Origin of the sequence: Pedobacter sandarakinus (genome assembly GCF_026240095.1) — a bacterium.
Lineage (GTDB): Bacteria > Bacteroidota > Bacteroidia > Sphingobacteriales > Sphingobacteriaceae > Pedobacter > Pedobacter sandarakinus.
Window position 1 is genome coordinate 317,572 of sequence record NZ_JAPIVG010000005.1, and the last position, 17,805, is coordinate 335,376.

The 17,805-nt window shown below is 39.4% G+C and carries 11 protein-coding genes and 1 tRNA gene; 4 read left to right on the forward strand and 8 right to left on the reverse strand.

Going from position 1 to position 17,805, the window contains the following annotated elements:
- The first annotated feature begins 79 nt into the window (after positions 1-79).
- The gene (locus OQ268_RS15200; RefSeq protein ID WP_265857306.1) at positions 80-1,501 is read left to right on the forward strand and encodes an arylsulfatase B; all 1,422 of its coding nucleotides are present in this window, start codon (positions 80-82) and stop codon (positions 1,499-1,501) included.
- Positions 1,502-1,577: 76 nt separating this feature from the next.
- Here OQ268_RS15200 and OQ268_RS15205 read toward each other — a convergent pair whose 3' ends face one another.
- The 5 genes from OQ268_RS15205 to OQ268_RS15225 all read right to left on the reverse strand — a co-directional run bounded on the left by OQ268_RS15205 (position 1,578) and on the right by OQ268_RS15225 (position 6,225).
- Positions 1,578-3,746, reverse strand: coding sequence for a GH92 family glycosyl hydrolase (locus OQ268_RS15205; RefSeq protein WP_265857308.1), 2,169 nt, complete (start codon positions 3,744-3,746; stop codon positions 1,578-1,580).
- A 378-nt stretch (positions 3,747-4,124) separates the two neighbouring features.
- Positions 4,125-4,212: transfer RNA gene (locus tag OQ268_RS15210), tRNA-Ser, on the reverse strand.
- 165 nt (positions 4,213-4,377) lie between these two features.
- Positions 4,378-4,818 carry a DoxX family protein gene (locus tag OQ268_RS15215; RefSeq protein ID WP_265857310.1) on the reverse strand — a complete coding sequence of 147 codons (441 nt, stop codon included), beginning with the start codon at positions 4,816-4,818 and terminating at the stop codon, positions 4,378-4,380.
- A gap of 82 nt (positions 4,819-4,900) precedes the next feature.
- Positions 4,901-5,593, reverse strand: a complete 693-nt coding sequence (pepE, locus tag OQ268_RS15220) for a dipeptidase PepE (protein WP_265857311.1) — start codon at positions 5,591-5,593, stop codon at positions 4,901-4,903.
- Positions 5,590-6,225: a Crp/Fnr family transcriptional regulator gene (locus OQ268_RS15225; RefSeq protein WP_265857313.1), complete on the reverse strand. Its 636-nt coding sequence runs from the start codon at positions 6,223-6,225 to the stop codon at positions 5,590-5,592. The genes pepE and OQ268_RS15225 overlap by 4 nt, the downstream gene beginning before the upstream one ends.
- Before the next feature lie 346 nt (positions 6,226-6,571).
- On the opposite strand from OQ268_RS15225, the gene OQ268_RS15230 reads away from it, so the two are divergent.
- Together OQ268_RS15230 and OQ268_RS15235 are read left to right on the forward strand one after the other, a co-directional pair.
- Positions 6,572-8,425: a glycoside hydrolase family 2 protein gene (locus OQ268_RS15230; protein ID WP_265857314.1), complete on the forward strand. Its 1,854-nt coding sequence runs from the start codon at positions 6,572-6,574 to the stop codon at positions 8,423-8,425.
- 143 nt (positions 8,426-8,568) lie between these two features.
- Entirely contained in the window at positions 8,569-9,825 is a 1,257-nt protein-coding gene (locus OQ268_RS15235; RefSeq protein WP_265857316.1) for a cation:proton antiporter, read from the forward strand.
- Positions 9,826-9,861: 36 nt separating this feature from the next.
- Here the strand turns inward: OQ268_RS15235 and OQ268_RS15240 are convergent, their stop codons facing one another.
- The 3 genes from OQ268_RS15240 to porV form a co-directional block, all read right to left on the reverse strand.
- On the reverse strand, positions 9,862-10,482 hold the full coding sequence (locus OQ268_RS15240) for a Crp/Fnr family transcriptional regulator (RefSeq protein ID WP_265857317.1): 621 nt from the start codon (positions 10,480-10,482) through the stop codon (positions 9,862-9,864).
- 155 nt (positions 10,483-10,637) lie between these two features.
- The gene (locus OQ268_RS15245) at positions 10,638-11,825 is read right to left on the reverse strand and encodes a helix-turn-helix domain-containing protein (RefSeq protein WP_265857318.1); all 1,188 of its coding nucleotides are present in this window, start codon (positions 11,823-11,825) and stop codon (positions 10,638-10,640) included.
- A 232-nt stretch (positions 11,826-12,057) separates the two neighbouring features.
- Positions 12,058-13,248 carry a type IX secretion system outer membrane channel protein PorV gene (gene porV / locus OQ268_RS15250; protein WP_265857320.1) on the reverse strand — a complete coding sequence of 397 codons (1,191 nt, stop codon included), beginning with the start codon at positions 13,246-13,248 and terminating at the stop codon, positions 12,058-12,060.
- Between the two features lie 361 nt (positions 13,249-13,609).
- Here porV and OQ268_RS15255 point away from each other — a divergent pair, with 361 nt between their 5' ends.
- Positions 13,610-17,710, forward strand: a complete 4,101-nt coding sequence (locus tag OQ268_RS15255) for a T9SS type A sorting domain-containing protein (protein WP_265857321.1) — start codon at positions 13,610-13,612, stop codon at positions 17,708-17,710.
- Positions 17,711-17,805: the final 95 nt, after the last annotated feature.

The following is a 17,805-nucleotide window of genomic DNA, read 5'->3' on the forward strand; positions in this document are numbered from 1 at the left end:
CAAGACAATCCTGTATGTAGTTGCGTTTATCAACTAGATACAGGATTTTTATTTCATTCATTTATCTACCCACCAAGATATGAAAACAAATATATTTAGTGTGCTTACTGCACTATTTGTAATGTGGTTTATGCCACAAACCGCAAATGCCCAACAAGCAAAAAAACCAAACATCATTATTATTTTGGTTGATGATTTGGGCTGGGGAGATGTGGGCTACCACGGCGGAGATATCCCCACACCAAACATCGATAAGTTTGCGAAACAAGGTATAGAACTGAACCGATATTATACTGCTGCGGTTTGTTCGCCAACCAGAGCCGGGTTGTTAACTGGTCGCTATCCCGATCGCTTCGGACTCAGGAAGACAGTAATTCCTCCCTGGTCTGATTTTGGTGTGAGTACTGACGAGGTTTTCCTCCCTCAGCTGTTGGATAAGGCTGGTTATAAAAATAGAGCGATACTGGGTAAGTGGCACTTAGGTCATGTGGCGCTTAAATACCATCCGTTAAATAGAGGCTTTACCCATTTCTACGGCCATTTGAATGGCGCAATAGATTACTTCACCCACACCCGCGAAGGTGAATTAGACTGGCACAATGATTTCGAAGCAAGCCACGATCAAGGTTATTCTACCGATCTAATTGCAAATGAAGCCATTAAAAACATTAAATCTTACAGCCAAACGGCTCCATTTTTCCTTTACATTGCATTTAATGCTCCACATGGGCCGCTACAGGCAAAGGAAGAAGACTTGAAACGGTTTGGTTATGATAGCAACAAGCCTAGTTTCGCCCAGCAAGGAAAATACGGGGCAGAGGGGAGAGGCAATACCAAAGCACAAACCTATGCAGCAATGGTGAATAACCTGGATGCCAACATTGGGAGAATTCTTCAGACATTAAGCGAACTTAAACTAGATGAAAATACCATTGTTCTGTTTCAGAGTGATAATGGCCCGGCACCAAACGAAGCTGGATCCAGTGGCGAGTTGAGGGGAACGAAGTTTACCGAATGGGAAGGTGGCGTAAGGGTTCCGGCAATTATCAGGTGGCCTAAAGGCTTTAAAGGCGGCTGGAAGAGCGAGCAAGTGATGGGTTATGTGGATGTATTCCCGACATTGATGGCTATTGCCGGGGTTTCAGAGAAAACCAAAAACCCTCTTGATGGAATTAATGTACTGCCTGTATTAACACAAAAGCAGCCAAATATTAAGCGAGATTTGTTCTTGGGAGCAGGGGTACTAGTAAACAAGGAATGGAAAGTGCTGGAGAAATCTGACCAGAATGCCAATATGAAGCTAACTTCAGATTTACTTTTCCAGATTGATAGAGATGTTAGCGAAAAAAATGATGTGAAGGAAGAAAACAAATCCGTTTATGACGCCCTTAAAAAAATACTAATACCATTTAATGCAATAAAAGCGCCAATTGAAGTGTCCAATTTCGATGCAGGGCGAAAAGGATTTGTGGCACCTAAGGAATGGAAAATAAACAACTAAAATAATCATCAACAATAAAAAAAGATTATATCCGCCTGAACATTGGACGTATATAATCTTTTTTTTACTTCCGGTTCTACTTGGTATTTACCGTAATTGCTCCGCCACTTAAAAGCAAGCTGTGGGGTATGAAATAGCCATCCATTGTTTTACCGTTTACACTAACAGACTTTAGATCTCGCTTGCCACCTGGGTTATTGATGGTTAATGGTTTCCCTGCATTAATTTTCCAGGTAACCTGGTCGAACTGCGGTACAGTTACCAGGTATTGTGGGTCGGTAGCCGAGAATGTGTACAGCCCTAAAGAACTTAATACATACCATGCCGACATTTCGCCTGCGTCATCCATCCCAGATAATGTTAATCCATCTTTCATTCCATAAAGGTTATTCAGGATATAATCTAATAACTTCTGAGTTTTCTCTGGCTTATTAATAAAATAGTAACTAAACGCAGCCTCATGGTCAGGCTGGTTTCCCTGGCAGTATTGGCCAATCATCGTTTCTACGTTTCTGGCAATGTACTTTGGGTTCCAGGGAGTAGTAAACAAGGCATCTAATTTATCTTCGAAGGGTTTAGCACCGCCGTATAATTTTATTAAACCATTCATATCGTGTGGCACATAAAACGAAACTTGCCAAGCATTGGCCTCACGGTACATGTATTCATAATAAGGATATTGCGGATTGAAATTTTTAATCCAGGAACCATCTTCTAATTTTCCACGCATGAACTTCGTTTCTGGATCGAAAACATTTTGATAGTTCTTCGATCTGGCCATCAACAAATCGTAATTCTTAGTATCCCCAAGTTTTTTCGCTATTTGTGCCAGTGAATAATCATCATATGCATATTCAAGCGTTTTGGATACACCAGCTCTTCCCTTTGTTTCCACATGGGGTGAAGCAATATCCGGGTCTGAGATATAACCTTTTTCCATATATTCTTTCAGAAACGGACGAGCCCTGCCAGGTACATTCGCATTTTTTAGCAGTAGCTCGTAAGTCGCTTTGATGTCGAAATTATCGATGCCTCTTAGATATGCTCCGGCAATAGACGAGGCGCCATGGTCTCCGTGAAAAAACGTAGGCATGGATCCGGTTTTCTCGCCAACATCTTTCATTGATTTAATTACGTCAAGCGCAACCTTCGGACTAATCAAACCCAATAGCACGTCTTTATTTCTATAAGTATCCCAAAGTGAAGGCTCCGTATAATAGTTGAAATCTGCCTTGGAAACTTTTTTTACTGCATCTCTATATTCGCCATTTACATCGCTTCGAAGTGCAGGCCACAACAAAGACCTGTAAAGTGAAGAATACAACATCTCTTTTTGTTTTGGATTGCCTCCGGTAACATCTATCTTCGAAAGTAATTCTTCCCAGCGCTGGTTAGCCAGATCGCGAACTTCAGCAAATGTGCGGTTGCCAATTTCCTGATCGAGATTTTCTTTCGCATTTTCTGCGCTAACAAAAGACAAACCAATCTTCAGTTCCACCACCTGTTTGCCATCATCAGCTAAATTGATAATGGCATAACCATTCTTTTCGCCAGCATTATTTACATCTAGTTTTTTGATTTTGGTATTCAGCTTTGCGAAAAAATAAATGTTTTCACCACCCTGGAATCCGTTAACTGCCGAATCGCCAACTTGTTTGATTTCCCATCCATTAACCCTGCTTAAAGCTTTAGACAAATCGAACAGAATTTGTTTGTTTTTCTTGTCTTTATACGCATAGCGATGATAACCACAACGTAAGGTAGAAGTTAAACTCACATCGATTTTATAATCTTCCAGGTATACCTGATAAAACCCCGGCGATGATTTCTCTTTTTGATGTGAAAATTTGGAACCAAATACTTTCCCTGGGTTAGAAAGCGGTAGAATGGGAATGTTGGCTAAGTTCCAGTGTCCTTTATTGGTGTGGGTAAAACTTAAAATCTTGGAGTCTTCGTATTGGTAACCTGCACCTGCAGGCTGATAGGCGGTCATGGGACTCAACTGCACCATGGCATTGGGCAATGAGCTGCCAGGAAATGTCAAACCCGACCAAGCCCTCCAGTCTTTTGGAAGTTTGTAGCCCAGAATGGCGCTATCGGTTAAGGGAGAAGTTCCAATAAATGTATTTACATAATTGGTATAGCGTTTACCACTCTGGCTCTTGGCGGTAATGCCATAGAAAAGTATCGGAATAAATAATACAAAGATTTTCATCTTCTGCTTTAACGTTTGTCCTGATTGCATGTTCGTTCATTTTAAAGAAGCCGTTGCGTGTGCGATATTGCTTAGCTCCATTCTCATTTGTGAAGCACTAAAATAAATCATTTGGTGATATGTTTGTACAAAGTAAAGGCGGTCTTTTCTGCATTTATTGAATAGCATTTTAGAACAAAACCGGAAAATATTAGGTTTGCGATGTTTCAAGCTAGTTTTTATCATCGCCAATACACAAGAAGGTGTTGGCGGGAAGTACGTAATATATCAGATTTGTGACTTGAGAAGTAAGCACTCTATAAAAATGAATACGCTTTTATGAGCGCATTATCGGTAGCAACATGCCTTAGCTTAAGTTGCAGGAATTAAAAAAGCCCGATCATGTATGTGATCAGGCTATATTATCTTTGGCGGAGAGCGAGGGATTCGAACCCCCGGACCTATTACAGTCAACAGTTTTCAAGACTGCCGCATTCGACCACTCTGCCAGCTCTCCGCTGCAAAAGTACAAAGTTGATCGTAATCTGCAAATCATTTTGAATTTAATATTCAATAAAAAATATTAAGCCTTGTTAACCATGATGTTAGAATTCAAATTTTCTTCAGAAGCCTCAAGTTTTTATTATTAAAATCATTCTTGAAGTGTTTTGATTGCTATTTTTTATGTTTTTTCTGCACGTTCGAACCGATCTACCGCAATAACGCCATTGCCTTCCACAATAAAACAGACTAAGCCAATTAACACTACTGTAGAAAGCCAGAATTCTGAGTAGGGTTGGAAAATTCCATTTGACATGTTAATAAAAAACACTGCGCCAATTAAGATAGGCAGGTTGATAAGGCAAGAGAGCCGCGTGTGTGTGCCAATAGCAATTGCCAGTCCACCAAGAATATGCGATAGAATGATGAGGTGCGCAATTAAACTGATTCCGAAAGCCGTGGCTAAAAATTCTCCACGCATTAGGTGGTTAAATGCTTCCATGTTAATATAAAAACTTACCCCTTTCCAAATTAAAACTGTTCCTAAAGCAATTCTAAAATAATCAATCCATCTTGGGTGATGATGGTCTCCCCATCTTTCAATTTTTTTAAGTAAGCTCATAATCTTTATATTTTGGTTGAAACAATTTACCAAAATAAATTGATTTAAAAAAGGAGAACCCCTTGTTTTTAAATGTTTTAAATTATAAGCTACTTCCCGGAGGGAGCTCGTATGGAGGCCGGCCATGCTCAAAAACACGGGTAAACTCTGTTCCCTCGGTACGAATTACGTCGCCTTTTCTAGTAATCCAGTTTCCCTCCCGTAAGCCAATTACCTTAGTATCATTTTGTGTTAGAAATTCCATAATTCTTGTTTCCCGGGTTTCGCCATTGTGTCTCAAATCAGGGTTTGGGTCTAGGTAATGAGGGTTGATGTTGAAAGGTACAAGACTAAGGCAATCAAAAGATGGTGGCAGTACAATAGGCATATCATTGGTCGTCTTCATATTTACCCCACCAATGTTACTTCCTGCACTGCATCCTAAATAAGGTTTGCCAGCTAAAATATTTCGTTTTAAAATAGGCATCAAACCCAGTTCGTGCAATGTTTTAACCAGTAGAAAAGTGTTTCCACCTCCGGTAAAATACCCTTGGGCCCGCTCAATTGCCATTGCTTTATCTTCAAACTCATGAATTCCATGCACAACAATGCCTAAGCCCGAAAAAAAAGTAGCCACACGTGAAGTGTAATCATCTAAAGAGATGCCTCCCGGCCGGGCATAAGGAATGAAAATAAGCTCATCGATGTTTTTAAAAAGTCCGGTGATTTCCTGCTTCAAGTAGGAAAGATATTCGCCCCCGAAGAGTGTTGAGGTGGAAGCTAAAATGACATTCATACCGTTTTGGGTTTGGTGTTAGAACCATTTCTAATTCTGCTTAACGTTTCTAAGCGTACACCGATGAACGAGGCAACACATTTAAGTGGAATCCTGTTTATCAATCGGGGATACATGGCTACAAACCTTTCATAGCGTTTTGCGGCGCCTGGCATGCGAGATAGCAATGCCCGCTCTGATGCTGCTTTTAAATACATTTCTGTTAGTTTCCGACCAATTAAGTTGGCAACCGGATACTGTTCGAACATCATTTTCGACATACTATGTGGAATAGCAATTGCCATTACCTGTTCTATGGTCTCAATATATTCATCGGTTGCCGCATCTTCCCAAAGGTTGTTGATGGTGCCAGCAAAATCATTTTCTATTGCAAACCAAGTGGTGATCTTTTGTTTATCAAGTTTGATGTAGCCATATGTTGCACCGCTTAAAATCAGAAAAAGATATTTATTTCGCTTAGATGGCGAAGCAATATGTTTGTTTTTGCCAAATTCAACAGGAAAGGTGTGTTCATTTATTATCGCCTCAAGTTCTGGAGTTAATGGATGAAATTTCCTGAATACCTCGATCAAAGGTGATTGTCCATTGAAGTTGTCCCATTTTTTCTCGCCATAGATATTTGAGATGTTCATGATCGTAGATTTCGCTGTAATACAATCGCAGCAGTTAATAATAGGGAGTTTAGTTAAAACAATAATACATAAATATTTATTCGCAGCGAGAATGTTAACAGATAATCAGATAAATTTTAGGGTTTTAAAAGCAGAATTGTTGAAATATTATTATTAACTAGATCATTTCTACAACCAATCGGTCATTTATGAGAGAAATCGTGGAAAGATTGAGACAGATCATCTTGATAAAAACCTCAAAAATATGCTAATTGCGCCTTTCTTATAAAAACTAATCAAATTACATATTACTTGAGTCTATTTTGATTGAATTACCATTCAACGGCTCAAACACAAACACAAACAAATGAAAAAATTATCTACTATTTTATCTCTCTTGTGCATTGCTGCATCGCTAAATGCCCAACAGAAAGCATCGCAAAGCTGGGCGCCGGTAAAAGGAAAAATTTCTACGCCTTGGGCCGATGAGCTCGATTCCAAAAATGTACTTCCAGAGTACCCTCGTCCTCAATTTGAACGCAGCAATAACTGGAAAAGTTTAAACGGTCTTTGGGATTATGCCATTGGATCTAAAACTCAAAAACCGAATATTAATCAAGGTAAAATCTTAGTTCCATTTGCTGTAGAGTCGTCGCTTTCTGGCGTTGGCAAAACTGTGGGTAAAGATAGCTTGCTGTGGTATAAAACAACGTTCACCGTTCCATCCACACTAAAAGGTAAGGAGATATTATTACACTTTGGAGCGGTTGACTGGCGAACAACTGTAACTTTGAATGGTAAAGAAGTAGGAAAACATGAGGGTGGTTTCGATCCTTTTAGCTTTAACATCACACCATTTCTAAATAAAAGTGGCGCACAGGTTTTAACCGTAGAAGTATGGGACCCAACCGATGATGGTCCGCAACCAAGGGGTAAGCAAGTGAAAAAGCCAGAAGGCATCTGGTATACGCCTGTAACAGGAATCTGGCAAAGTGTATGGATAGAGGGTGTAAACCGTGCGCATGTAGATCATATTAAAACCACTCCAGATATTGATCGTTCTACTGTAGAAATAGTTCCTTTTGCGGAGAATATTGCCGCAGGAGATCAGGTTAAAATTTCTGCCTGGGATGGTAAAAACAAAGTGGCCGAAGCAATGTCTGACGGGAAATCTGCTGTACAATTGAAAATTGAGAATCAAAAATTGTGGAGCCCTGCTAATCCTTTCCTTTATCAATTGAAAATAGAATTGCTTTCTGGAAATAAAGTAGTAGATGTGGTAAGTAGCTACTTCGCAATGCGTAAAACTTCAATAGGAAAAGATGCAAATGGGATCCAAAGAATGTTACTTAACAATGAATTTGTATTTCAATATGGTCCGCTAGACCAAGGATGGTGGCCAGATGGGCTTTACACTGCCCCAACAGATAAAGCCCTTAAGTTTGATATTGACAAAACTAAAGCAATGGGCTTCAACATGATTAGAAAACACATTAAAGTAGAACCTGCCAGATGGTACTATTACTGTGATTTAGAGGGAATGTTGGTATGGCAAGATATGCCTAGTGGCGATTTAGGCAACAGATGGGAAAACAGACCCGGCGTATTTGATCACCAAACAGATCAAAAAAGAAGCGCCGAATCTGAAGCTTATTACAGAAAGGAATGGACTGCCATCATGGAAACCTTGCACAACTTTCCATCTATTGTGGTTTGGACACCTTTTAACGAGGCTTGGGGCCAGTTTAAAACAGTCGAAATTGCCAAATGGACTAAAGAAAAAGATCCTTCCAGATTAGTAAATACGGCCAGTGGTGGCAATTTCCACCCAGTTGGCGATATCATCGATCTACATAATTATCCCCATCCGGCAATGCCAAGTCCTGATTATTTTGGTAAAGACTATGCACTTGTTTTAGGAGAGTTTGGTGGCTTAGGTTTGCCAATAGATGGCCATGTTTGGCAGCAAAAAAATAATTGGGGATACCAGAGTTTCAAAAACAACACTGATCTTTATAACAAATATGCAGAGTTCGTAAAACGGACGGAATACTTGATTAAAATTGGTTTATCTGCTGGTGTATATACCCAAACTACAGATGTGGAAGTAGAAACCAACGGTCTAATGACCTATGACCGGAAAGTGATTAAATTCGACGAGGCCAAATTGAAAGAGATTCATAGCAAACTCTATCAAGTGCCTGTAGCTATATCTAAATAACCTTATTAAGTCAACATCAGAACGCCAGGGTTTTTAATCCTGGCGTTTTCGAATAAGTGTAATTCCGATTTATATCATCACTTAAGAAGCTTAATTGCAATCCACTCAGAACTTATTGCTTCCGATTTTGTTGACTATCGGAAATGGAGATAAGTCAATATATCTTATTAATGCTCATTGCCGGATGCGCAAGTATTGGCATGGGTTTTATGCCCGCCCTGGCTAAACGGTTCAAAGTATCTTATTCGTTAATATATGTGGCTATTGGCGTGGTCATTTTTTTGTGCTTTCCAAATTTCCTTCCGGCACCTCTGCCCCAGAAAAATGAAACTTTGGTTGTCCACCTTACGGAGTTAATTGTAATCATCTCGTTAATGGGCACAGGCATTAAGATTGATCGGAGGTTTTCTTTTACAAGTTGGAAAACAACATTGAGGCTTATTTTTGGAGCCATGATTTTGTGTATCGCTATTTGTGTATTCATGGGCGAATATTTTCTGAATTTAGCATTGCCCTCTGCATTGCTGCTGGGAGCGGTACTTGCACCTACAGATCCGGTATTGGCGGCCGATGTACAGGTTGGCCCACCAAATGAAGTAGGGAAATCTGAAACAAAATTTGCCCTTACATCCGAAGCAGGTCTTAACGATGGAATGGCCTTTCCGTTTACTTGGCTCGCTATTTTAGTTGCCAATAAAGGACTTAATTTCGATTTGGGATTACATTGGTTTGCATGGTATTTCTTAGGTAAATCTATAATCGGTATCCTGCTTGGCTGGGCCTGCGGAAAGTTTGTTGGCTATTTGGTATTTTCTGTATCTGAAAAATATCGTCTTTTGAAGGCTTCAGATGGGTTCCTAGCCATATCGTTGACCTTACTAACCTATGCACTTACCGAATTATTGCATGGTTATGGTTTCATTGCGGTTTTTATTGCAGGGATCACTTTAAGGCACTATGAGAAGCAGCACAAATATCATCAACAGCTGCATTCTTTTACCGATCAGATGGAACGCATGCTGCTGGCTGTTTTACTAATATTTTTTGGAGGTTCGTTAGTGAGCGGAATACTAAAACCGCTCAACATCCAAATGGTGTGTGTTTCGCTGGCATTTGTTTTACTGGTACGGCCAGTAATCACTTACGTTGTGTTGGTTGGAACGGAAACGCATTGGAAGGAAAAACTCGCCATTAGTTTTTTCGGCATTAAGGGAATGGGCTCTGTTTATTATTTGGCATTTGCGTTAAATGAGACCGCTTTTAATGGTATCGATACCCTATGGGCAGTCGTTTCCCTTACTATCCTGCTTTCCATCATCATTCATGGCTTAACCGCAACATCCGTAATGGATTATTTAAAGGTGAAGGTCGAAAAAGTTCAGCAGCAGAAGCCGGCATAAGGATCTTTACAACTGAATTAAAGCCACTTATGCTTTCTATGCCATTTGAAGTATTCTATTATCGATTGCCTTGTTCCTGATTCTACTAAGCGTTTCAAGTCGGATGCCAAGATAACTTGCCAGGTAACGCTGCGGAATTCGGCTGATATCGATGCTAGAACTCAACAGTCTGTTGTATCTTCCTAAAGCCGATGGAATTCTAGATAGGATAGATCGTTCTGAAGATGCGTGATAAAATAGGGTTAATAGCTTTCTTGCAATGATACCTGACTCAGGGAAATGACTATAAATAAAGTCGTTGTTTTGATAAGGAATTCTGATCAGCTCACAATCCTCAATTGCCTGTAAATATTCGATGGAATGGATATCAACTTCATTTGGATTTCTGATTGCTTCAATAAATTCATTTTCAAAGCTAAATCTGGTACTGATATCTTTTTTATCTTCCTTAACAAAGGCTCTCGCAACGCCCTTCACAATGAAAAATATCGAGTTATTATTGTCTATTGGTGATAAGATATATTTGTTCTTTCTAACGTTAACCTGCTGGCAGTGCTCTTCCAAATAGGTTTTGAATTCATTCGATAGTGGGTTGAATAAAGTTAAGTAGCTGATAAGTGGTTTTATAGCCGTGTAAATTTTTGGGTTGGCAATCATCTTGGGTTGATTTAGGGAGTGAGGAGTGTATTGAAGTAAACTAAGCTTCAACAAATGATTACCCAAAGATATTTGTTAAGTCAAAAAAGATAGCCGCAGCGAACCGAAGTTATCTATAACCGTTCAACCGTTATATCGAAAATGTTAATTTTCATCTAAATTGATGTCATTTTTGACAGATATGCCGTAGGCATCATGCCTTTTTCTTTTTTGAAGGCATTGTAAAATGTGGCCTGATTTTTAAAACCGGCACCTTGGGCAATGGCTTCTATCGTTATTTTATCTCCCAGTAAAGGGTATTGTTTCAAAAAATAATCTACCCGGTAAGCATTAATCCAATCCCTGAAATTTTTGCCAATGTGATTGTTAAGTACGTACGAACAATGATGGACGGGGATATTAATTTTAGTGGCCAGGTCAATAATTTGCAACTCGGGTATGAGATAGAGCTTCTCATTTTCCATTACGTCTTTCATCAGCATAATATACAGCGAAATCTGTTGGACGTTTAAATTAGCTCTTTTTTGCTGTTGCGCCATTTCCTTTGGCAAATCAACAAGTTGCTGCTCCAATGCAGATGACGGTACGTCGATTGCCTGTGGCTTAATCTTTCCATCCGTTAAGTTGGTGAAGCTAATTTCTTCCAATTTATTGTCTGATGGTTTTGTTTCCTCAACCAATTGATATTCACTGTTCTTTCTATTCCAGTCGATTGAAACCAGCAAAAAACCATAAAACATATGTGGGCGATGGAGTGTGTAAAGTAATATTGAAATGAGCAGGCCACAAGTGATGGTAAGCAATGTTGTACTTCCAACAACGATACCCTCAGTTTTAAGTAATAACGGTACCAGTCGCATAAATTGGAATACACTAACAATACTTAGCAGGAAGAATACCCAATATTTGATCTGCGAATTTGATGCCTTTGAGAGACTTGCTTTATTTCTGACTACGCTAAACCATGTCAGCATCAAATATCCTAGCGTTACCAGAGGTCTAAAGAGTTGGTGAAAGGCAGGTGGAAAAAGTCCACTTCTTTCAGTGAGGCTATGGAATCCGTTTTCTGTAAGTTGCAAGCTAATCAGCTCCCAATTTAAAGGAGCGAGGTGTGGCCAGGGGATAACATGTATTAGCGCTAATAAAGCCGGTATAAAGTGTAGCCATTCTAATTTTTTGAGTCCTTTTCGCTGATTGATAAAGCCATTGATATAGAGATAAAAACATGCGGGGGCAGCGAAAAAGAGCGGTGTAAAAATTTGATACAAATAGCTTAACAAAGCTGGTTCACGCAAACTAATTAATAGCGCATTAAATACCTGGCCGAATTTAGCAAACAGCATAACTGCCAAAAGAAGATTTTGTTTCTTATTACCCTTTTTTGCAAAAAAGAGGTGCACTGAAAATAAAAGCAAAAAGAAACAAGTAATTCCGGCAAGAAAACTTAGATACTGCATATGTGTACGCTAAGTTAATTGTTTGATGTGAATTATTGTGTCATTCAGTTTATTTTTTGATAATAATCAATTTTATGACATTTGATGTGAGCTGATTTTCCTAAAGAAGACATTAGACCTAATTGACTTGTGGATTACGGTAGTTTGATTTTGTATTGCCAAAATTGAAAAGCAAGCTAAACCTAAGTGTATTTGCTAAAGGGCTTTGTTGAGTGGTGGCAGCGAGGTATGAAAGATCTATGTTTACAACGTTGTATTTCAATCCGGCACCGACCGTAAAATATTGCGTATCACCTTTTTGTGGGCTTTCATAGTGATAGCCAGCACGAAGGGCAAATTGTTTATTATAACGATATTCAATCCCGGTAGAAATACTAACCTCTCTCAATTCTTCGCTGAAACCTCCTGGTGCATCGCTGAAAGAACCAAAAATACCTGCTGGAACGGAGCGGTTAGGATCTTTTCCACTGATGATATTTCCTTGAATGTCATAGATAGGCTGCGTGGGTACCAGCAATTTGTTGAAATCCAATGCAAAGGTAAGCTCACTATAACTGTCTACCAGGAAGGTAGATGCACCACCAATTTTAAGATTTGTAGGCAAAAAATAGCTGTCTCCTTCTGCGCTGTAGCTCATCTTAGTTCCTATATTAGCAATATTTGCACCCAAGGATAAGATGGCATCGCTACCCAATAATTGAGTATTGGTTTTAACAATTCCTGAAATATCTACTGCAACAGCCTGGCCTGCAGAGCTTAATTGCGTACTTCCAAAGAGTCCAGATGAAAGGTTAGAACGAATGTACCTCAGGGTAGTGCCCAATGCGAAGCCATCGCCAAAGCTTCGAACAAAGGAAGCATCCAATGCCAATTCACTCGGACTAAAACTCCCCAAATCTTGCTGGTTCTCGTCGATCAGGTTAATGGATCCTAGCGAAAAATATCGCATTGACGCAGCAATGGTATTTCTATCATCCAGCTTATAGTAACCACTTAAATAAGCTAAATTAATATCGGGTACCAGGTTTTTTAACCATGGGCTATACGATACGCCAAACCCATAATCATCTGGTAAATAAGCAAGTTTTGAAACGTTAATACTAGAACTGTTAGCATCTCCCTCTACTGCCACACCAGCATTTCCCATACTGCCAGCTCTGGCATCGGGGGTAATTAACATGAAAGGTACTGCAGTAATGATATTGTTTGTTTGGCTTCCATTTGTTGTGGTTTGTGCATTGGCAGAAACGGCAATAAGCAGGGTAACCAAAAATGTAAGTGATGCTCTTGGGATGTAGCTTTTAAACATTTTCAAAATTAATAATTAAAATCAATGTAGTACTTACGAATTTTTTCGAGAAGAAAGATTGGTAAGGATACGTTTTTAAAGACAGCTAAAAAAAAAGATAGTTAAGAAAAAACCAAGATTTGTTGCATTCCGTATTTAGTCCAACTAAACAGACAAACCCTTCGTTCTATCGCTCAAAGTTAAATTCGTTCCAAAAAAATTGTATCACGATTGATAATATTTATATATCGTTGACTAACAGTATTTTGCATTTTATTTTTCGTATTAAGTGATCAAAACATGAAGATATAAGTCAAATTAATAATACAAATGTCTAAATAATGATTATTTTTGTTCATCGCTTATCAATATGTCCCTATTTATGAAAAGATCTTTTACGCTACTCGTTCTTTTTGGCTTCTTGTTTCATTTTCCACTCCGAGCGCAAGAATCATCGGGCGAAGACTTTTACTATAATAATTTCGATAACAATAATTTAGGGGCTACCGCGACTCGCACTGGTGCATCTACTATCGCACTGGTTTCCGCAACACCATCGGGCTACCAACTTGCTGCTGCAAATGCAGGCACAACCTTATCAAACATCAGGTGGAATTTTTTTGGTAACGGAACGGGGACATCGTTAAGTACTAAAAACTGGGAGTGGGAAATAGACTATTCGGCAACTGCTAATGGAGGCGAAATAGATAAAACAACACCAGATGCAAATTCGTGGAGATATTGGCTTACCACAACTGGTTACACTGGTACTAATGGCAATAATACTCTTGGTGTTTATCTCACCCACTCAGGTACAAGCATAAGACTTCGGTACAAAACAAGTGGCAATGGAGCTGGCCAGTTTCAACCACTTTGCGCTGATATTCCCATTACTAATGGCGTTAAATACCAGATTAGGGTTGTACGCAGCTATATTACAAGGCAATGGAAAGTGTATGTCCTTAACATGTCTTCAGGAGCAACAACCCCGTATAATGGTAATTACGATGACGGCTCTGCGAGTGCCGTTAATTACCGCTATTCTTATTTAGAATCTAATTGTAATATTGCGGGAAGATATACATGGGATGACCTAAATATGTATGCTGCGCAGGTTTACTATGAACCAATTACTGCTGCAAGCAATGGCATTACACCTCAACCCATTTCACCTGGACAAACTAACGTAATTCCTTATGGCATTGGAGTAAACATTAGGGGAGATATCGAATTTGGAAGAATCAGATTTACCGCTTCAGGCGGAAATCCTCAAGGCATTTATCAATCGGGCAGAATTTATAAATCGCTTGATGCATCGTTCTCTACCGCAGATATATATTTGAAAGATATTAGCGTGTTTAACAACGGTACCAACCAGATCGATCTTACGAACACTAACGATGGTCCGCAATACTATTATTCATCCGGGAATCGTGACGGATCGCTATTTACTTCACATTATTATTTTCTGCTTCTTCAGGCTCGAAACCCATTTAATCCCGCAGGAACTACGGCTATAGACTTCGCGGTTAGTCCAACCGGAGACGATAATTATGCATCTTTTTTCCAAACAGGATTTCCTGTAGCAGTGTCTACCACCTACGACTGGAACGGCAATACGAGTAGCGATTGGACAGTAGCTTCTAACTGGACGCCAAATGGTATTCCCGGGCCATATGACGTAGCGAGAGTGGGTTCGTCAGTTTCGTTTAATAACCAACCAACTATCTCAGCAGGAACAACCACGGTTGGTAGTGTAACTTTTGGTGTGCTTAAGCAAATTGATTTCACAATCAATGGAACCCTTAATGTAAATAATACGATAACGCAGGCAAATGCTGCCAATGCAGACATCGAAACAGATTTTTTAGGAACGGGGGCGGTTATTGCGAAGAATGTTAATATTGGAACCTTGTCTTCATTATCTGCCGCTGTTATACTCAACACAAACAATACCACTCGAATTAGAACATATGTAAATTTTACAATCACTTCTGATTTGATTGTCAATTCATATACCAGAAATGGCACCCCTTATCGAACAAATAATTCAGGCATACTGGTTTATCAAAACACCACATCTATCAATTCAATAATAAGTACGCATGGAAGTGCCAACAATATTTCGGGAGTCTACCTTGCTGGCGGAGGGTTGAAGTTTACAGGGCCTGCCGCTCTGGATAATATTTCAACTATAGGTAAAACTGTTTTGCTTACTGCTGGAGCCAGCTCTACAATTGAGTACAACAGTGATGTTGCACAAAAAGTATATCCCGCTGCGGCTTCTTTTGGGCAAGACCCTTTCGCCAATCCAAACCTTGAAATTGGCTATAGTTCTGTGCGATTTACAGGGGCTGGCACTAAAACAGTCCTTGCCGGAGACTTTAAGATTAAAGCAAATTGGAATTCGACTGGTGGGAAAGTTGATGCAACAACCAATGCCGTAAATATGATGTTTTATGGAACAACCCAGACAATTACAGATAACGGTTCTGATAATGGCAACGGAGTATTTTTTAAGAATGTTACTTTCAGTGGAGGCGGTACGAAAACCTTTACAGCAACATCAGGCGGGAAATTTTCAATTGCCCCTGATGGGATCGTTTCATTATCAGGAAATTCTACCGTAAATGCCGGAGGGATATTGTATTTAAAATCCTCAGCATCAAGCTCGGCCACCGTTGCATCTATCCCTGCTGGCTCAGCTATCACTGGAGATGCATTTGTTGAACGTTTCATGAAAGGTGGTTCGAATGCGAGGAGGGGTTATCGTTTGGTATCATCGCCTGTGAGGCAAACAGCAACACAATATAATGTACTTAACCTCATGCAAAACATGTACATTACCGGCGCTGGCGGTGTTGCTAATGGTTTTGACGCCTCTCCAAATAATGGGGCAACCATCTACAAGTACAAAGAAAGTAATCTAGGCAATGCCTCAGCAGCAGATTATACGCCTATAACCTCTGTATCTACCGACCTATTTAACCAAGGGCAAGGTATGTATTTATTTTATCGAGGTAAAAAAACAGCAACCGATGCCAATGGCATTTCTCGTTTTAGTACGGCTGTAATTCCCGAAGATAATGTAGTGGCTTTTAAAGGAAATCTAATACAAAATGTCATTAATTTCAATTTGTCTTACACCCCAACTACTCCAAGTAACGCAGCAGATGGGTTTAACTTAGTGGGGAATCCTTATGCATCTACCATAGATGTAGAATCTACAGGCTTCGCTACCGACAACCCTAATTTAAGAACGTTCTACTATCTCGATCCTTCTACTAAGCAGTTTACCGTTTATCTTAAATCTGGAGCCACTAATCCTGGCCTTTCAACCAGTAACGCCTCAAGATATATCGCCAGTGGACAGGGCTTTTTTGTTAAAGCAACAGCTACCGGACAAAGCATAAGATTTAATGAAAGCCATAAAGTAAATAACCAGTTAACAGGCTTGCAACTTTTAATGGGCACAACTCCTATTGCCAAAGCGACCCCAAGCTATTTTAAACTGGCGATGGAGAGTACTACTGATACGACTGCGAAAGATGATATTGTACTCAATTTTAATTCGCTAGCCAGTTCGGCTTATGTTGATGGCGAGGATGCATTTGATTTTGGTGGTAACGGAACAACATTTTTATCAAGCCTTTCTACAGACCAGGTAAGGGTAGCCATAAACACATTGCCTGCTATTACAAGCAAACTGCGGATTCCAATTGTTGCAAACAGTACCGTATCTGGCGACTTTACCTTCGCTGCGGGAAATTTGAGCTCGATTGATCAGAAGTGGAATGTGTTTTTGGTTGATCATTATAAAGCTGACTCGGTAAAGCTTAATATTTCACCTAGTTATTCCTTCGCTGTAAATCGCTCTATCCCTGAAACTTATGCTGCAAATAGGTTCGAAATCAGTTTTGAAGAAAAGCCATCTTACCTTGCAAAATTGCTCAGTTTTACGGGTAGTGTTGCAGGAGATGATGTATCAATTGCGTGGAAACCTGCTTCTTCGCCGGCTTATGACGTAACCTTCACGCTCCAAAGATCGGTTGATCAAAACAGTTATACTGATGTTTTTAATGCTAAATCAGATGATCGGACCATTTATTCTTTTAGAGATTTAGATTTACCTGGAAATACTTACTACTATAGGTTGAAACAGGAAGATGTAAATGGTTATGTGAGCTATTCAGCGGTTCTGCCTTTAACGGTTAATACCATTTCAATTACCGAAGCTCCGTTTAAATTATACCCTATTCCCTTCAAATCTAATTATACCATAGATCTTAATTTAAAAGATCAAATAGATGTAAATGTGAGGTTGATTGATATTTTCGGCAAGGTTGTGCAACGTTATTTATCTAAAACTAAATCGTGGAATATGGATGCTTCTACATTACCTGCGGGCACTTATATTATCGAAATTATTAACAATGGCACTAACGAGTTAATTGGCAGGAAGAAAATATTTAAAGGGATGTAAGTGTAGATAGCAATAAAAGCTAATTCATTGGGGTTGTTGACATTTGTAAAGAACTAAATTCAATTGACTAATATCAATTGCGATTATATTTTTAT

Bases quoted from the DNA above. Each gene is read 5' to 3' on its own strand.
- OQ268_RS15240 (WP_265857317.1), bottom strand. From the start codon at position 10,482: ATGATTGCCAACCCAAAAATTTACACGGCTATAAAACCACTTATCAGC.
- OQ268_RS15235 (WP_265857316.1), top strand. From the start codon at position 8,569: ATGGAGATAAGTCAATATATCTTATTAATGCTCATTGCCGGATGCGCA.
- OQ268_RS15200 (WP_265857306.1), top strand. From the start codon at position 80: ATGAAAACAAATATATTTAGTGTGCTTACTGCACTATTTGTAATGTGG.
- OQ268_RS15215 (WP_265857310.1), bottom strand. From the start codon at position 4,818: ATGAGCTTACTTAAAAAAATTGAAAGATGGGGAGACCATCATCACCCA.
- pepE (WP_265857311.1), bottom strand. From the start codon at position 5,593: ATGAATGTCATTTTAGCTTCCACCTCAACACTCTTCGGGGGCGAATAT.
- OQ268_RS15255 (WP_265857321.1), top strand. From the start codon at position 13,610: ATGAAAAGATCTTTTACGCTACTCGTTCTTTTTGGCTTCTTGTTTCAT.
- porV (WP_265857320.1), bottom strand. From the start codon at position 13,248: ATGTTTAAAAGCTACATCCCAAGAGCATCACTTACATTTTTGGTTACC.
- OQ268_RS15205 (WP_265857308.1), bottom strand. From the start codon at position 3,746: ATGCAATCAGGACAAACGTTAAAGCAGAAGATGAAAATCTTTGTATTA.
- OQ268_RS15245 (WP_265857318.1), bottom strand. From the start codon at position 11,825: ATGCTGTTTGCTAAATTCGGCCAGGTATTTAATGCGCTATTAATTAGT.
- OQ268_RS15225 (WP_265857313.1), bottom strand. From the start codon at position 6,225: ATGAACATCTCAAATATCTATGGCGAGAAAAAATGGGACAACTTCAAT.
- OQ268_RS15230 (WP_265857314.1), top strand. From the start codon at position 6,572: ATGAAAAAATTATCTACTATTTTATCTCTCTTGTGCATTGCTGCATCG.